Annotated in this window: 15 protein-coding genes; 7 read left to right on the top strand and 8 right to left on the bottom strand. The window is 65.9% G+C overall.

Going from position 1 to position 13949, the window contains the following annotated elements; translation table 11 throughout:
• Positions 1 to 42: 42 nt before the first annotated feature.
• Both IVB27_RS15155 and IVB27_RS15150 read left to right on the top strand, forming a co-directional pair.
• On the top strand, positions 43 to 816 hold the full coding sequence (locus IVB27_RS15155; protein WP_247444312.1) for an SDR family oxidoreductase: 774 nt from the start codon (positions 43 to 45) through the stop codon (positions 814 to 816).
• A 175-nt stretch (positions 817 to 991) separates the two neighbouring features.
• Complete coding sequence (locus tag IVB27_RS15150) at positions 992 to 1174, top strand: hypothetical protein (RefSeq protein WP_247444311.1); 183 nt, start codon at positions 992 to 994, stop codon at positions 1172 to 1174.
• Positions 1175 to 1232: 58 nt separating this feature from the next.
• Here IVB27_RS15150 and IVB27_RS15145 read toward each other — a convergent pair whose 3' ends face one another.
• Complete coding sequence (locus tag IVB27_RS15145; protein WP_247444310.1) at positions 1233 to 1832, bottom strand: FMN-dependent NADH-azoreductase; 600 nt, start codon at positions 1830 to 1832, stop codon at positions 1233 to 1235.
• An 82-nt stretch (positions 1833 to 1914) separates the two neighbouring features.
• Here IVB27_RS15145 and IVB27_RS15140 point away from each other — a divergent pair, with 82 nt between their 5' ends.
• Positions 1915 to 2325: a winged helix-turn-helix transcriptional regulator gene (locus tag IVB27_RS15140; RefSeq protein ID WP_247444309.1), complete on the top strand. Its 411-nt coding sequence runs from the start codon at positions 1915 to 1917 to the stop codon at positions 2323 to 2325.
• On the opposite strand, the gene dprA is transcribed toward IVB27_RS15140, so the two are convergent.
• Complete coding sequence (gene dprA / locus IVB27_RS15135; RefSeq protein ID WP_247444308.1) at positions 2322 to 3464, bottom strand: DNA-processing protein DprA; 1143 nt, start codon at positions 3462 to 3464, stop codon at positions 2322 to 2324. The genes IVB27_RS15140 and dprA overlap by 4 nt on opposite strands.
• A 90-nt stretch (positions 3465 to 3554) precedes the next feature.
• On the opposite strand from dprA, the gene IVB27_RS15130 reads away from it, so the two are divergent.
• The gene (locus IVB27_RS15130) at positions 3555 to 4799 is read left to right on the top strand and encodes an amidase (protein WP_247444307.1); all 1245 of its coding nucleotides are present in this window, start codon (positions 3555 to 3557) and stop codon (positions 4797 to 4799) included.
• Here the strand turns inward: IVB27_RS15130 and IVB27_RS15125 are convergent.
• From IVB27_RS15125 to IVB27_RS15110, 4 genes are all read right to left on the bottom strand, one after another.
• Positions 4791 to 5984 (bottom strand): patatin-like phospholipase family protein, encoded by a 1194-nt coding sequence (locus IVB27_RS15125; RefSeq protein WP_247444306.1) that lies wholly within the window; start codon positions 5982 to 5984, stop codon positions 4791 to 4793. The two genes, IVB27_RS15130 and IVB27_RS15125, sit on opposite strands and share 9 nt — an antisense overlap.
• A gap of 147 nt (positions 5985 to 6131) precedes the next feature.
• Positions 6132 to 6728, bottom strand: a complete 597-nt coding sequence (gene plsY, locus IVB27_RS15120; RefSeq protein WP_247444354.1) for a glycerol-3-phosphate 1-O-acyltransferase PlsY — start codon at positions 6726 to 6728, stop codon at positions 6132 to 6134.
• 62 nt (positions 6729 to 6790) lie between these two features.
• Positions 6791 to 8092, bottom strand: coding sequence for a dihydroorotase (locus tag IVB27_RS15115; protein WP_247444353.1), 1302 nt, complete (start codon positions 8090 to 8092; stop codon positions 6791 to 6793).
• A 5-nt stretch (positions 8093 to 8097) separates the two neighbouring features.
• Entirely contained in the window at positions 8098 to 9045 is a 948-nt protein-coding gene (locus IVB27_RS15110; protein ID WP_247340632.1) for an aspartate carbamoyltransferase catalytic subunit, read from the bottom strand.
• A gap of 133 nt (positions 9046 to 9178) precedes the next feature.
• Between IVB27_RS15110 and IVB27_RS15105 the strand changes: the two genes are divergently transcribed.
• The 3 genes from IVB27_RS15105 (at position 9179) to IVB27_RS15095 (ending at position 12489) form a co-directional block, all read left to right on the top strand.
• Positions 9179 to 9937 carry a M15 family metallopeptidase gene (locus IVB27_RS15105; protein WP_247444305.1) on the top strand — a complete coding sequence of 253 codons (759 nt, stop codon included), beginning with the start codon at positions 9179 to 9181 and terminating at the stop codon, positions 9935 to 9937.
• A gap of 19 nt (positions 9938 to 9956) precedes the next feature.
• Positions 9957 to 11600, top strand: a complete 1644-nt coding sequence (locus tag IVB27_RS15100) for an acyl-CoA dehydrogenase family protein (RefSeq protein ID WP_247444304.1) — start codon at positions 9957 to 9959, stop codon at positions 11598 to 11600.
• A gap of 124 nt (positions 11601 to 11724) precedes the next feature.
• Positions 11725 to 12489 carry a CPBP family intramembrane glutamic endopeptidase gene (locus IVB27_RS15095; RefSeq protein ID WP_247444303.1) on the top strand — a complete coding sequence of 255 codons (765 nt, stop codon included), beginning with the start codon at positions 11725 to 11727 and terminating at the stop codon, positions 12487 to 12489.
• Here the strand turns inward: IVB27_RS15095 and IVB27_RS15090 are convergent.
• Complete coding sequence (locus IVB27_RS15090; RefSeq protein WP_247444302.1) at positions 12486 to 13415, bottom strand: AEC family transporter; 930 nt, start codon at positions 13413 to 13415, stop codon at positions 12486 to 12488. The two genes, IVB27_RS15095 and IVB27_RS15090, sit on opposite strands and share 4 nt — an antisense overlap.
• A gap of 3 nt (positions 13416 to 13418) precedes the next feature.
• The gene (gene ruvX / locus IVB27_RS15085; protein WP_247340622.1) at positions 13419 to 13910 is read right to left on the bottom strand and encodes a Holliday junction resolvase RuvX; all 492 of its coding nucleotides are present in this window, start codon (positions 13908 to 13910) and stop codon (positions 13419 to 13421) included.
• Positions 13911 to 13949 lie beyond the last annotated feature (39 nt).

Genomic DNA, 13949 nt, shown 5'->3' with positions numbered 1-13949 from the left:
AGATGGCAATCTAGTTTTATGATGCAACCACTGGAGGCGAGCGTGAGACTGAAGAACAAGACGGCCCTGATCACCGGCGGCAACAGCGGCATTGGATTGGCAACGGCGAAACTTTTCGTGGCCGAGGGCGCCAAGGTGGTGATCACCGGGCGCAACAAGGAGACGCTGGAGGCGGCGGCGAAAGAGCTTGGCCCGAACGCACTCGCGCTCGCCGCCGACGCCACTGACATCGCCGCGACGGAAGCTGCAATCAAGAAGGGCGCCGAAAAATTCGGCAAGTTCGACATCGTGTTCGCCAACGCCGGGATCGCCGGCGGCACGCCGCTCGGTTCGTCGACGCTGGAGGTCTTCGAGAAGGTCATCCGCACGAACCTCACCGGCGTGTTCTTCACCGTTCAGTCGGCGCTGCCCTATCTCAACGATAATGCCTCGATTGTCCTCAACGGCTCGGTGATCTCCGTGCTTGGCATTCCCGGCTACTCGGCTTACGGGGCTGCGAAGGCGGGCGTGCGCGCGATGGCGCGGATCATGGCATCAGAACTGTCGCCGCGCGGCATCCGCGTCAACGTTGTCGCGCCCGGCGCGACCCGTACGCCGATCTGGGGACCTGCGACCGCGACACCCGAAGCCGAGAAGGCGTTCGAGAAGCGGATCTCGCTGTCGACGCCGCTCGGCCGCATTGGTGAAACAGATCACGTTGCGAAGACGGTGCTGTTCCTCGCCTCCGATGATTCCGCGCATGTGCAGGGCCAGGAGATATTCGTCGACGGCGGCGCGGTCGCTTCTCCGAGCGGCGCGCCGATCTATCGCGGCTGATCAATCTTTGCGAAAATTGAATCGGTCGGCGCTGCCGCAAGCGGTTGCGCCGGCCGGTTCCCTCGTCCGGCGAGACGTTTTTTCTGAACCTTGCGTGAGGCGTTGAACCTTCGCTTGCGCTGCAAAGACCCTTTTACGGGCAGGGTCACAAGACTCATTTTCAAGGGAGCCCGATATGCCGAAGGCAGCTCGCATTTCATCGTCGATTTCAGCACCGCGTATTTACGCCGAACGTTCCGTCATTCCCGCCAAGCGGTCCGACACCTCCGAGTTCATCGGGGTGGCTCTTTTCTCAGGCATCGGTCTGTTCGTTTCGCTCGTCGCCGTCATTCTCGGCGTTCAGGGCGCCTGGTTTTAATTTCGTCGAACTCTCAGCCGCCGCCGGAGTCCGGCAGCGGCTGGTGTCGGCGTAAGCTTTACGCCGCGCGCAAGCTGGTGGCCGCCTCAAGTGCGCCAGCCACCGCTTTCTCGCGGTGATCCGGACCAACCTGAATACCGTCGGCGAAAATGAACTCGGGGCTGGTGATGCCGATGAAGCCGAACACCCAGCGCAGATAGGTTTCGAGATGCTCACCGAGCGCGGCTGGGCCGTAATAGCCGCCGCGCGAGATAGCCACGATCACGCGCTTGTCACCGGCAAGACCCTGCGGTCCGTTCGCCCCGTAGCTGAACGTCTTCCCCGCCACCAGGACCCGGTCGATCCAGGCCTTGAGCTGGCTGGGAATGGTGAAATTGTACATGGGTGCGCCGATCACGACGATGTCGGCAGCCAGGAACTCGTCCAGCACCGCCGCGCTCGCGGCAAGATCGGGTCCGAGCTCCGCCGGCGCAGGTGCGCCTTGCGCGGCGGCGAGGTGCGAGCCGGAGAGGTGGGCGAGCGGGGTCTGGGTCAGGTCGCGATAGACGATGTCGAGCGACGGTGTCGACTGCCGGAGCCGGTCGACGATAGCGGCGGAGACCTGCCGGGAGACGGAGTGGGGGCCGAGCACGCTGGAGTCGAGATGAAGGAGTTTCATTTGGGTCACCCTGGTATATGTTTGTAACCAGAGCTACATGAGTGACTATCGAAATCCCCGCAAGAACGCACTTTTTTGAGCCATGGGCACATCCCTGAAACCTGCACACATCGATTTGCCTGCCTCACCGAGGCCGGATCCCAACCATGCGGACTGCCGCGGGGTCGCCTCCGTGCTGTCCCGCGTCGGCGACAAATGGAGCGTGTTCGTGATCATGATGCTCGGGGGCGGGCCGAGGCGCTTCAATGAGCTCAAGCGCATGATCAACGGCATCTCGCAGCGGATGCTGACCTTGACGTTGCGCGGGCTGGAGCGCGACGGCCTCGTCACGCGCACGATCTTTCCGACCATTCCGCCGCGCGTGGACTACGAGCTGACTGATCTCGGCCGCGGGCTGTCGCAGCCCGTCGAAGCTCTCGGCAAATGGGCGATGGACCATCTGGCGCAAATCGAGGCTGCAAGGACGCGTTTCGATCAGCGCAACGAAACCTAAAGCAGCGACACCAGACCACCGCCGTGACGCTCGAGCCGGCCGGCGAGTTCCAGCTCCAGGAGCACGATGCGCACGATCGCGGGCGAGGCGCCCGACATCCGTACGAGATCGTCGATCGTGACAGGCGTGGGGCCGAGCAGGCCGGTGATCTGGTCGCGGTCGTGCCCTTGCGGATCGCTCTCGAACGGCTCGCTGTCGGGTTCTCTCGCCGGATGCATCAGCGGCCGCTCCATGATCGGCTGGATCGCGTTGACGACGTCTGCGGCTTCGGTGACGAGCGTCGCGCCCTGCTTGATCAGATCATTGGTGCCGGCGGCGCGCGGATCGAGCGGCGAGCCGGGCACTGCGAACACTTCGCGGCCCTGTTCGGCCGCCATGCGTGCGGTGATCAGCGAGCCCGAGCGGTGCGCCGCCTCCACCACGACCACGCCGAGCGCTGCGCCCGAGATCAGCCGGTTGCGGCGGGGAAAGTCGCGGGCGCGCGGCTCGTGGCCGAGCGGCATCTCGGAAATCGCCGCGCCTTCGTGGTCGAGGATCGAGGCCAGCAAATCGCCGTGCTCGGGCGGGTAGATGCAATCATGTCCGCCGGCGAGCACCGCGATCGTGCCGCTTTCGACGCTGGCGCGATGCGCGGCCTGGTCGACGCCGCGGGCGAGCCCCGAGATGATGATAAAGCCGGCCTCGCCAAGCTCGCGGGCAAGCTGACCGGCGAATTTCAGTCCAGCGCCCGAGGCGTTGCGCGAGCCGACGATGGCGATGATCGGCCGCATTAACGTTGCACTGTCGCCGCGCACGGCGAGCAGCGGCGGTGCATCGTCGAGCGTTGCGAGCCGGGTCGGATAACCATCCTCGCCGGGCGCGAGCCAGGCGATGCCGAACCTGCGGCTTGCGGCAAGCTCGGCCTTCGCCTCGTCGGCGCTGCAGATGCGCGCCGAACGCTGCGCGCCACCACGGCTTGCGAGATCAGGCAGCCGCTCCAGCGCCGCGCGGGCCGTGCCGAAATGATTGACCAGCGAACGGAAGGTGCGCGGCCCGACATTGTCGGAGCGGATCAGCCGCAGGCGGTCGAGCCTGTCGGCCTCGGTCAGCTCCACGCTGGGATTGATGGCGTCCACGGCGGCTCCTTGCAGGCGCAGCATGGAACAACCTGAGGGCGTGGGCAACAGTGACGTGCGCTTGCGCGGTCTCGTCGCGATGCTAAAAGCGATGGCAATAAGAAGGGTATTGCCATGATCTCACTCGCCGATCTCCAGCGCCGCATCGAAGCCGGCGAGCTTTCGCCCGAGGCCGCCATCGCGCAATCGCACGCGGCGATCGAGGCCCGGGAGAAGGAGGTCCACGCCTTCGTCCGTCACGACAAGTCTGCAAAGGCGCAAGCCTCCGGTCTGCTGCGCGGTATCGCGGTCGGGATCAAGGACATCATCGACACCGCCGATTTTCCGACCGAGATGGGATCATCGATCTATCGCGGCTGGCAGCCGCGCAGCGATGCGCCTGTCGTGATGATGCTGAAGCGGGCGGGCGCCACCATCATCGGCAAGACCACGACCACGGCATTCGCCTCGCGCGATCCGACCCCGACGCTCAATCCGCACAATCTCGGCCATACGCCGGGCGGCTCGTCCTCCGGTTCGGCGGCGGCCGTCGGTGCCGGCATGATCCCGCTGGCGCTGGGCACGCAGACCGGCGGCTCGGTGATCCGGCCCGCGGCCTATTGCGGGGCTGCTGCGATCAAGCCGTCGTTCCGGATGCTGCCGACGGTCGGCGTCAAATGCTATTCGTGGGCGCTCGACACCGTCGGCCTGTTCGGGGCGCGCGCGGAAGATCTCGCGCGCGGATTGCTGGCGATGACCGGCCGCACCGAATTCTCCGGCATCGTCGCGGCGAAGGCGCCGCGCATCGGCGTGGTCAGGCAGGAGTTTGCCGGCGCCGTGGAGCCGGCGGCCGAAGAGGGGCTGCAAGCCGCGATCAAGGCCGCCGAGAAGGCCGGCGCCAGCGTGAAGACCATCGATCTGCCGGAGGCGGTGCAGGAGGCCTGGCGCATCCATCCGATCATCCAGGATTTTGAAGCGCATCGCGCGCTCGCCTGGGAGTTTTCGGAGCATCACGACGAGATCGCGCCGATGCTGCGCGCCAGCCTCGATGCGACCGTCGGCCTGACGCCGAAGGACTACGACGACGCACGCAGGATCAGCCGCCGCGGCCGCCGCGAGGTCAGTGAATTGTTCGAGGGCGTCGACGTGCTGCTCACCTATTCGGCGCCGGGCACGCCGCCGGCCAAGGACCTCGCCTCCACCGGCGACCCCCGCTACAACAGGCTCTGGACGCTGATGGGCAATCCTTGCGTCAACGTGCCGGTGCACAAGGTCGGGGGCTTGCCGATCGGGGTGCAGGTGATCGCGCGATTCGGCAACGATCCCGGCGCGCTTGCTGCCGCGTGGTTCCTGGAGAACGCGTTGGCGAAATCAGGCTAGCGCCGGTTCAGGTGCGGGAAGAGCGCGTTTGGCCTCCGCGCCTGTCGCGCCTTGCCCGAGCCAGCGCTCCGCGGCCTCGCGCCCACTCCGGTGCAGCGCGCGAATGAAGCCGCGGCCGAGATCGGTGGATGAGCGCTGCGCCAGCCCGTCGACGAAATCTTCCGCGGCGATCCTGGAGAGCCGCAGCGAAGACGCCGCGTGCGATTGCGTCCATTCGATTGCCGCGATCTCGGCATTGAGGGCGGCATTGGCCGCGATCTGGTCGAGCCGGCGGTCGATCGCGGCGAGCGTGATCGGCACGTAGCTGTCGCGCGCCGGCGTGACCTGGACGAGCAGGATTTCGGAGCTTGTCGTGTCCTGCACGAGCCGCAGCAGCGGCGGATTGCCGCCGAGGCCGCCGTCCCAATAGGCCTCGCCGTCGATCTCCACGGCGCAGTGAACCAGCGGCGGACAGGTCGAGGCCAGCGCGACGTCGGCGGTGATCGCGTCGTTGCGGAAGATCTGCTGCTGCCCGTCGCAGATCCGCGTCGCCGCGATCAGAAGCTTCGGGCAGCGCGCGTCGCGCAAGGCGGAAAAGTTGATGTCGCGCGACAGCGCCTGCCGCAGCGGATCGAGATCGAACGGATCGAACTGGCCGGAGCGCAGCGTCGGACCGAACGCGACCGAGCTTCCCGCCGGCGAGAAGCCGCCGATCAGCATCAGCGATCGGAACGAGGCCTCGTGCATCAGCCGGATCCAGAACCGGTTCAGCCGCGCGCGCGCGCCTTCACGGCCGCCTTCCGCGAAACCGGAGGCGAGCAGCAGCGCGTTGATGGCGCCGGCGCTGGCGCCGCTGATGGTGTCGATCGCGATGGATGGCTCTTCCAGCAGTCGCTCCAGCACGCCCCAGGTGAAGGCGGCGAAGGTGCCGCCGCCCTGGAGTGCCAGCGACAGTTTCTGCGGCGGCCATGGGTTGGCGCTGGGCCGCGCCGGCGCAACTGGTGCGGCCGCGATCACGGCCTCAACCGTCAGAGGAGCTTGCGCGATGCGAGCAGGCTGCGCCGCTGGGGGCGAAACGGGCACAGGCTTGGGAGCAGGAAACGGCGAGGGCGCACTGGACCAGATGTCCGTCAACGAGAGCAGCCGGCTTGCCGCCGTGCCCTGCAAGGCACCTTCAACGTGCGCGCCGACAATTTTCTCGCTCATTCTGAGCAACCGCGTAGAGCCATGCCCATGATCAGGGCCAGGCCAGGAACCCGTTCCACCATACAGCCGTGATTCGGCGGCAAGTTGCGAACAGCATTTGGGACATAATGCAGAAGGGGGCCGCTTCGGTATCCGTAGATGCCCGGCTCAGGCCTTCTCGCCAATGCGGCTTTCCTTGCCCGATTGTAACCGCTTGATGTTCTCGCGATGCGCGTAGAACAGCAGCAGCGTCAGCACGACTGATAGCGCAGACAATGCAGGTTGGCCGAACCACCACAGGAACATCGGCGTGATGAAAGCCGCCACCAGCGCCGAGAGCGATGAGTAGCGGGTCGTGGCTGCGGTGGCGAGCCAGAGCAGGCAGAACACCACCGCTGCCGGCCAGATCAGGCCGAGCAGGATGCCGATATAGACGGCGACGCCCTTGCCGCCCTTGAACTTGAGCCAGACCGGGAAGAGATGGCCGAGGAAGGCGCCGAGCCCGGCCAGCATCGCGGCATTGGGACCCGCGATGTAACCGGCGATCACCACGGCCGCGGTGCCCTTGAGCGCGTCGAACAGCAGGGTTGCCGCGGCAAGGCCCTTGCGCCCCGTGCGCAGCACGTTGGTCGCGCCGATGCTGCCGGAGCCGATCGAGCGCAGATCCTGTGTACCGCCGAGCCTGGTCAGAATCAGCCCGAACGGAATCGAGCCGAGCAGGTAGCCGATGACGAAAGCCACCGGCAGGAAGGCTTCAAGCCCCATGTCTGAAAATCCCATGTCTGAAGATCCCATGTCTGAAGATCCCATGGCTGCAGCTCAGCACGTCAGACATGCTCGTACACCGTCCGTCCGCCGACAATGGTGCGCACCACGCGGCCTGTAAAGCGGGCCTCGTCGAACGGCGTGTTCTTGCAGGGCGATTTGAGGTCGGCGGGATCGACCACCCAGGGGACATCGGGGTCGATCACGATGACGTCGGCCGGGGCACCTGTGCGCAGGGTTCCGCCAGGCAAGCTCAGGATCTCGGCCGGTCGGGTCGACATCGCCCGGATCAGCGTCTTCAATTCCAGCTCGCCATTATGCACGAGCCGCAAGCCCGCTGGCAGCATGGTCTCGAGCCCAACGGCACCGGGAGCGGCTTCCGCGAACGGCAGGCGCTTGCCCTCGACGTCCTGCGGATTGTGGTCGGACATGATGACGTCGAGGAGGCCGGAGGCGACGGCTGCGACCAGCGCGCGGCGGTCGTCCTCGGTGCGCAACGGGGGCGACAGCTTCAGGAATGTCCGGTAGGGCCCGATGTCGTTCTCGTTCAGCGCGAGGTGGTTGATGGAGACCGACGCGGTGACGGGGAGCCCGGCATCGCGGGCGCGTTTCAGGACGTCGAGCGAATCTGTGCAGGACAGCGAAGCCGCGTGATAGCGACCGCCGGTAAGCGCGACGAGGCGCATGTCGCGTTCCAGCATCACGGCCTCCGCCGCGTTTGGGATGCCCATCAGGCCGAGCCTCGTGGCGAACTCGCCCTCGTTCATCACGCCTTCGCCGACCAGCTTGGGGTCTTCGGTATAATGCACGATCAGCGCGTCGAAATCGCGCGCGTAGGTCAGCGCCCAGCGCATCACCTGCGCGTTGGTGACGCTCCTGTCACTGTCGCTGAAGGCGACCGCTCCTGCGGCCTTCAGGAGACCGAACTCGGTCATCTCCTCGCCGTGCATGCCCTTGGTGAGCGCCGCCATCGGCAGGATGTTGACGATTGCGGTGTCGCGGGCGCGGCGCATCACGAAGTCGACGGTCGCTGAATTGTCGATGACAGGCTCGGTCTCGGGCTGGCAGATGATGGTGGTGACGCCCCCGGTCGCCGCCGCCTGGCTCGCCGAAGCAAACGTCTCGCGATGGCTGAAGCCGGGTTCGCCGACAAAGGCGCGCATGTCGATCAGACCGGGTGCCACGATCTTGCCGGAGCAGTTGACGATGTCGGTGCCTTCGGGGACGCCGGCAGCTCCAATGCCGCGGCGGGTCTCGCGGATGGTGCCGTCGGCGATCAGGACGTCGCCGATGCCGTCAAAATCCCTGGAGGGATCGACGACGCGGGCATTGGCAAGCAGAATGGGTCGTCGATCGATCAACATGGGCATCACGCGTTCGGAAGGTTACGGGCGAGCGCTTCCAGCACGGCCATGCGCACGGCGACCCCCATCTCCACCTGTTCGCGGATCAGGGACTGTGCGCCGTCGGCGACCGCCGTGTCGATCTCGACGCCGCGGTTCATGGGGCCGGGATGCATCACCAGCGCATCGGGTTTTGCGTAGGCCAGCTTCTTCTGGTCCAGCCCGAAATAATGGAAGTATTCGGAGGAGGAAGGCACGAAGGAGCCGTTCATGCGCTCGCGCTGCAGCCGCAGCATCATGACGATGTCCGCGCCGTTGAGCCCCTCGCGCATGTCGCGCGCAACCTCAACCCCCATCCGTTCGAGCCCCGGCGGCAGCAGCGTCGAGGGGCCGACGACACGGACGCGCGCGCCCATGGTGTTGAGCAGGATGATGTTGGAGCGGGCGACGCGCGAATGCAGCACGTCGCCGCAGATCGCGACGACGAGGCCCTCGATGCGGCCCTTGTTGCGGCGGATGGTGAGGCCATCCAGCAGCGCTTGCGTCGGATGCTCATGGGCGCCGTCGCCGGCATTGACCACGGAACCGTCGACCTTGCGGGCCAGCAGTTCCACCGCGCCGGAGGCGTGATGCCGGACCACCAGGATATCCGGGTGCATGGCGTTCAGCGTCACCGCGGTGTCGATCAGCGTCTCGCCCTTTTTCATGGACGAAGAGGACACCGACATATTCATGACGTCGGCGCCCAGCCGTTTGCCGGCGAGCTCGAACGAGGATTGGGTCCGGGTGGAAGCCTCGAAGAAGAGGTTCACCTGCGTCCGTCCACGCAGGACGGTGCGCTTCTTGTCAACCTGGCGGTTGACCTCGACATATTCTTCGGACAGGTCGAGGAGGCCGGTGATGTCGGCCGCGGAAAGGCCCTCGATGCCCAGCAAATGCCGGTGGCCGAGGACGAAGGTCGATTTCGATGTCATTAAAACGAGAGCTATAGGCGGGGATGGCTGAGGGGGCAAGGGCCAAAGCCGAACCGGTGACTTATCCCCTGATCTGTCTTGCTGGCATTCCGGGGCGATGCGAAGCATCGAACCCGGAACGAGGGAAGTTTCAATGCGCTCCGCTAGCCTGATTTTGATTGTACTTTTAACGGTCGCCTCAATCTCATCCGCCCACGCCCAATCGCTTCCCGGCGGTTTCGTCTATTTGCGCGACATCGACGCCAGCATCGTCCAGGACATCCGCTACGCCACCTCGAACAATTTCGTCGGCCGTCAGCTGGCCGGCTATGGCGCCGGTGAATGCGTGGTGAAGCGTGAGGTGGGGCTGCGGCTGAAGGCGGTTCAGCAGGAACTGGCGGGGCAAAATCTCTCGCTGAAGATGTTCGACTGCTACCGGCCGGTGCGGGCCTCGCTCGACATGGTCAGGTGGTCGCAGAACGGCCACGAGACCGCCGCCGAGCGGCGCTACAATCCCAAAATTCCCAAGACGGAGCTGTTCCGCCTCGGCTATATCGCGAGCCGCTCGCAGCATTCCACCGGCGCGGCGCTCGATCTCACCCTGGTCGATCTCAAAGCCGACAATTCGGGCAGATACGATCCGTCAAAAAGCTACGCCGATTGCACGGCGCCGGTCGAGGCGCGGCTGCCGGAAGGCAGCGTCGACATGGGCACGGGCTATGACTGCACCGATGTGAAAGGGCATACCGCCGCACCGTCGATCAATCCGGACCAGCGCGCCTGGCGCAGGCGGCTGGTGGCTGCGATGGCGAAGCAAGGCTTTGTGAACTATTCGAAGGAGTGGTGGCATTTTTCCCTGCCGGGGACGGGTGGAGCGGCCTATGATTTCCCGATTCCGCCGCGGCGGAACTGATCCCGCGCCGAGAAACAAGATGACCCAGCCCAGCTTCGCGACTCACGAGGTTTTCAACCAGTCGCCGCCGCTCGAGGACGTCGACCTGTTCGCCATGGATCGGCCGCTAGTCGAGGCGGTGAAGGCCAATGGCGGCGCGGCGGCGGAACGGGCGCTGTCGGAGTTCGGGAGGCATTGGGGCTCGGCCGCGATGGCGGACCGCGGGCGCGTCGCGAACGAGAACACGCCGAAGCTGCGGACCTTCGATTCCAAGGGCAACCGCCGCGACCAGGTCGAGTTTCATCCCGCCTATCACGAGCTGATGGCGCACAGCGCGCATGCCGGCCTGCACAATTCGACGTGGACGACGGATGGAAAGCCTACGGGCGATGCCGCCGAGGTCATTCGTGCGGCAAAATTCTACATCGCCGCGCAAGTCGAGACAGGGCATCTTTGTCCGATCACGATGACGCGCGCCTCCGTCGCGGCGCTGGTGATGCAGCCGGATCTGCTCGGCAAGGTGATGCCGGTGCTGTCGACGAAGAGCTATGATCCCGCCTTCGCGCCGTGGTGGGACAAGCGCGGCATCACGCTCGGCATGGGAATGACCGAGAAGCAGGGCGGCACGGACGTGCGCGCCAACATGACGCGGGCGGTGCGCGATGGGGATGCCTATCGCATCACCGGCCACAAATGGTTCATGTCGGCGCCGATGTGCGATGCGTTCCTGGTGCTGGCGCAGGCGGAGCAGGGGCTGACCTGCTTCTTCATGCCCCGGTTTGCACCTGATGGCTCGGTCAACGCGATCCAGTTCCAGCGTCTGAAGGACAAGCTCGGCAACCGCTCCAATGCCTCGTCCGAGGTCGAGTTCGTCGGCGCCTATGCGGAAGCCGTCGGCGAGGAGGGCAAGGGCATCCGCACCATCATCCAGATGGTGCAGCTCACGCGCCAGGACTGCGCAATCGCCTCCGTCGGCCTGATGCGCTCGGGGCTCGCGCACGCGCTGCATCACACCCGTCACCGCAGTGTGTTCCAGAAGCATCTTGCCGATCAGCCCTTGATGCAGGCGGTGCTGTCGGACATGGCGCTGCATGTCGAGGCGAGCGTCGCGCTGATTATGCGGCTCTGCCGCGCCTTCGACCGCACGCCGCACGATGCGGCGGACGCCGCCTATATGCGGCTGCTCACGCCCGCTATCAAATACTGGACCTGCAAGAGCGCGCCGGCGTTTCTCTACGAGGCGATGGAGTGCCTCGGCGGCAATGGCTATGTCGAGGACGGCATTCTGGCACGTCACTACCGGGAGGCGCCGGTCAACGCGATCTGGGAAGGCTCGGGCAATGTGATGTGCCTCGACGTGCTGCGCGCGCTCTCGCGCGAGGCGGATGCGGCGATGGCGGTGCTGCAAGGACTTGCGGCTGAGACGAAGGGCTTGTCCGGAGCAGGCGAGGCGATCACTTTCATCGGCGAGAGCTTCCGCCGGGCGGACGGCGAGCGCGTCGCGCGGCTTGCCGTCGAGAAGCTGGCGCTACTTGCCGCAGCCGCTGCGCTCAACGCTGTGTCGCCCCGCCATGCCGAGCTGTTCGCCGTCACTCGGCTCGCGGCCAACCACGCCAGCATGTATGGCGCGGTGGAGCTGGAGAGCGGTGAGGTGCGTGCACTGCTGGAGCGGGCGCTGCCGTGAACGGGGCATGCTGGAACCACATCGTCATGGCCGGCACATCCGTCCGAAGGACGGCGTCGCTTCCGTTCACCTACGTCCCGGGCATGACGGTCGCTCGATAGACTGCTTCTAACGAAAGCCCCTAATGGACTCCCTCAATCCCGACCATCCGCCGCTTACCGTGACCCTTGCGACGCCGCGCGTCTGGAAGTTCCTGGGCACGGCGCTGTGGGGCCTGCTCATCTTCGTCGCGATGTTCGTCGGGCAGATCGGCGCCATCGTTCTGCTGGTGGTGCAGCGTGGCCTGCCGATGGACCTCGCCTCGCTTCAGCTCGTCGGCCGCGAGCCGCAGGCGCTTGCGCTGTCGGTGACCATGGGCCTGCCGGCGACGCTGACCGCGGTGTGGCTCGCCATCCGCATCAAGAAGGCCGCTTTCGCCGATTATCTCGCGCTGCATTGGCCGTCCTGGAAGCAACTCCTGTTCGGCGCCGTCGGGCTTGTCCTGATCGTGGTGGCCTGGGAGACGATGTCGCGGAGCCTCGGCCGCGAGGCGACGCCGGGCTTCATGACCGATCTGCTGAAATCCGGCCGCGACAAGGGCGCAGCCTTCTTCCTGCTATTCGCCTTCAGCGTGGCAGCGCCGATGTCCGAGGAGGTTTTGGCGCGCGGATTCCTCTACCGCGGCTGGTCGGCGAGCTTCCTGCGCGTGCCCGGCGCGATCGTCCTGTCGTCGCTGGTGTGGACGGCGGTGCATCTGCAATACGACATGTACTTCCTCGCCGAGGTCTTCTCCATCGGCCTGTGGTTCGGCTACATGCGCTACCGCAGCAGCTCGCTCTGGCTCACGATCGTGCTGCATGCGCTAAACAATTTGACGGCGGTGGTGCTGACGATGTGGCTGGGGAGCTAGGCCACCAGCGCGATCGCGATCGCGATCGGCATGGTGATCGCCGCCAGGATCGTTTGCAGCGTGATGATCTGCGCCAGCAATGGCGCGTCGCCGCCCATCTGGCGGGCCAGCACATAGGCGCTGGGCGAGGTCGGCACCGCCGCGCAGGTCGCGATGATCGCGAGGTTGGTGCCTGCTAGCCCGAACCAGACGGCAAGCGCCAGCGCGAGCACGGGCATCAGCACCAGCTTGAACGTTACGCCGATCGTCGCGCCCACGCTCGGGCGGAGCAGGCCTTTGAGCTGCAGGCCGGCACCGGTGACGAGCAGGCCGATGGCGAGCGAGGAGCGGCCGAGCGCATCCGCGACCTCGTGCCAGATTTTTGGCAGCGGCAGATGGCCGACGTTGATGACGAGGCCGATCACGCAGGCCCAGATCAGGGGATTGCGGACCAGCGTCATTACGATCGCGCGGGCAGACTGCTTTTCCGGCGCGGCGTAATGGGCCAGCACCGCGACGCTGAACACGTTGACCAGCGGGATGATCGCGACCATAGCGACCGAGGCGAGGGCCAGCCCGACATCGCCGAACATGTTGGCGGAGACGGAGAGTGCGACATAGGTCTGCCAGCGGGTGGCGCCCTGGAAGATCGAGGTGAAGGCGGGACCGTCGATGTCGAGCCGCGCGAGAGCCGGGCGGAGCGCGAGGCAGAGCAGCGACATCGCGAGCGCCGACAGCAGCAACGCGCCGCCGACGCCGGCGACCGGGACCCTGGACAGGTCGGCCTTCACCAGAGTCTGGATCAGCAGCATCGGAAACAGCACGAAATAGGTCAGCCGCTCCAGCCCGTGCCATTGTGTGTCGAGCCGCATCAGGGTGCGCTTCAGCACGACGCCGAGCACGATGAGGATAAAGACCGGGAGGAGCGCCGCGATCACGACGGCCATGGATCAGTCAGGCCCCGGCGCTGCGCGCAGATTGGCGAGCCGGTCGAGCGCGCCTTGCAGGATGAAGATCGCGGCGTGCTCGTCGATCACCTCGGCGCGCTTGGCGCGGCTGACGTCCATGCCGATCAGTTCGCGTTCGACCGCGGCGGTCGACAGACGCTCGTCCCAGAGGCCGATGGGCAGCGCGGTCAGGCCGGCGAGGTTGCGGGCAAATGCCCGGGTCGATTGCGCGCGCGGGCCCTCGCTGCCATCCATGTTGATGGGCAGGCCGAGCACGAAGCCGACGGCCTTGCGTTCACCGGCAATCGCGAGCAGCCGGGCGGCATCCTGTTTGAAGGCCTTGCGCTGGATGGTCTCGACGCCGGTAGCTAACCGGCGGTCCGGATTGGAGACGGCAACGCCGATGGTCTTGGTACCCAGATCGAGCCCGACCAACCCGCCGCGTTCGGGCCAGTGGGTTGCAGCATCGACGAGAGGCAGGATAAGAGCCGGCATGGGATTAGCGCATATCACGCGTCGCGCTACGGAGTGAAC

The organism is Bradyrhizobium sp. 197 (assembly GCF_023073375.1).
Lineage (GTDB): Bacteria > Pseudomonadota > Alphaproteobacteria > Rhizobiales > Xanthobacteraceae > Bradyrhizobium.
The sequence above is the reverse complement of the archived record's forward strand: the minus strand, read 5'-3'. Positions and strand labels throughout refer to the sequence as shown.

Excerpts from the sequence above, each read along its gene's own strand:
- IVB27_RS15150 (WP_247444311.1), top strand. The coding sequence starts at position 992 with ATGCCGAAGGCAGCTCGCATTTCATCGTCGATTTCAGCACCGCGTATT.
- IVB27_RS15115 (WP_247444353.1), bottom strand. The coding sequence starts at position 8,092 with ATGTTGATCGATCGACGACCCATTCTGCTTGCCAATGCCCGCGTCGTC.
- ruvX (WP_247340622.1), bottom strand. The coding sequence starts at position 13,910 with ATGCCGGCTCTTATCCTGCCTCTCGTCGATGCTGCAACCCACTGGCCC.
- IVB27_RS15100 (WP_247444304.1), top strand. The coding sequence starts at position 9,957 with ATGACCCAGCCCAGCTTCGCGACTCACGAGGTTTTCAACCAGTCGCCG.
- IVB27_RS15125 (WP_247444306.1), bottom strand. The coding sequence starts at position 5,984 with ATGAGCGAGAAAATTGTCGGCGCGCACGTTGAAGGTGCCTTGCAGGGC.
- plsY (WP_247444354.1), bottom strand. The coding sequence starts at position 6,728 with ATGGGGCTTGAAGCCTTCCTGCCGGTGGCTTTCGTCATCGGCTACCTG.
- IVB27_RS15140 (WP_247444309.1), top strand. The coding sequence starts at position 1,915 with ATGGGCACATCCCTGAAACCTGCACACATCGATTTGCCTGCCTCACCG.
- IVB27_RS15130 (WP_247444307.1), top strand. The coding sequence starts at position 3,555 with ATGATCTCACTCGCCGATCTCCAGCGCCGCATCGAAGCCGGCGAGCTT.
- IVB27_RS15105 (WP_247444305.1), top strand. The coding sequence starts at position 9,179 with ATGCGCTCCGCTAGCCTGATTTTGATTGTACTTTTAACGGTCGCCTCA.
- IVB27_RS15145 (WP_247444310.1), bottom strand. The coding sequence starts at position 1,832 with ATGAAACTCCTTCATCTCGACTCCAGCGTGCTCGGCCCCCACTCCGTC.
- IVB27_RS15110 (WP_247340632.1), bottom strand. The coding sequence starts at position 9,045 with ATGACATCGAAATCGACCTTCGTCCTCGGCCACCGGCATTTGCTGGGC.
- IVB27_RS15090 (WP_247444302.1), bottom strand. The coding sequence starts at position 13,415 with ATGGCCGTCGTGATCGCGGCGCTCCTCCCGGTCTTTATCCTCATCGTG.
- IVB27_RS15095 (WP_247444303.1), top strand. The coding sequence starts at position 11,725 with ATGGACTCCCTCAATCCCGACCATCCGCCGCTTACCGTGACCCTTGCG.
- dprA (WP_247444308.1), bottom strand. The coding sequence starts at position 3,464 with ATGCTGCGCCTGCAAGGAGCCGCCGTGGACGCCATCAATCCCAGCGTG.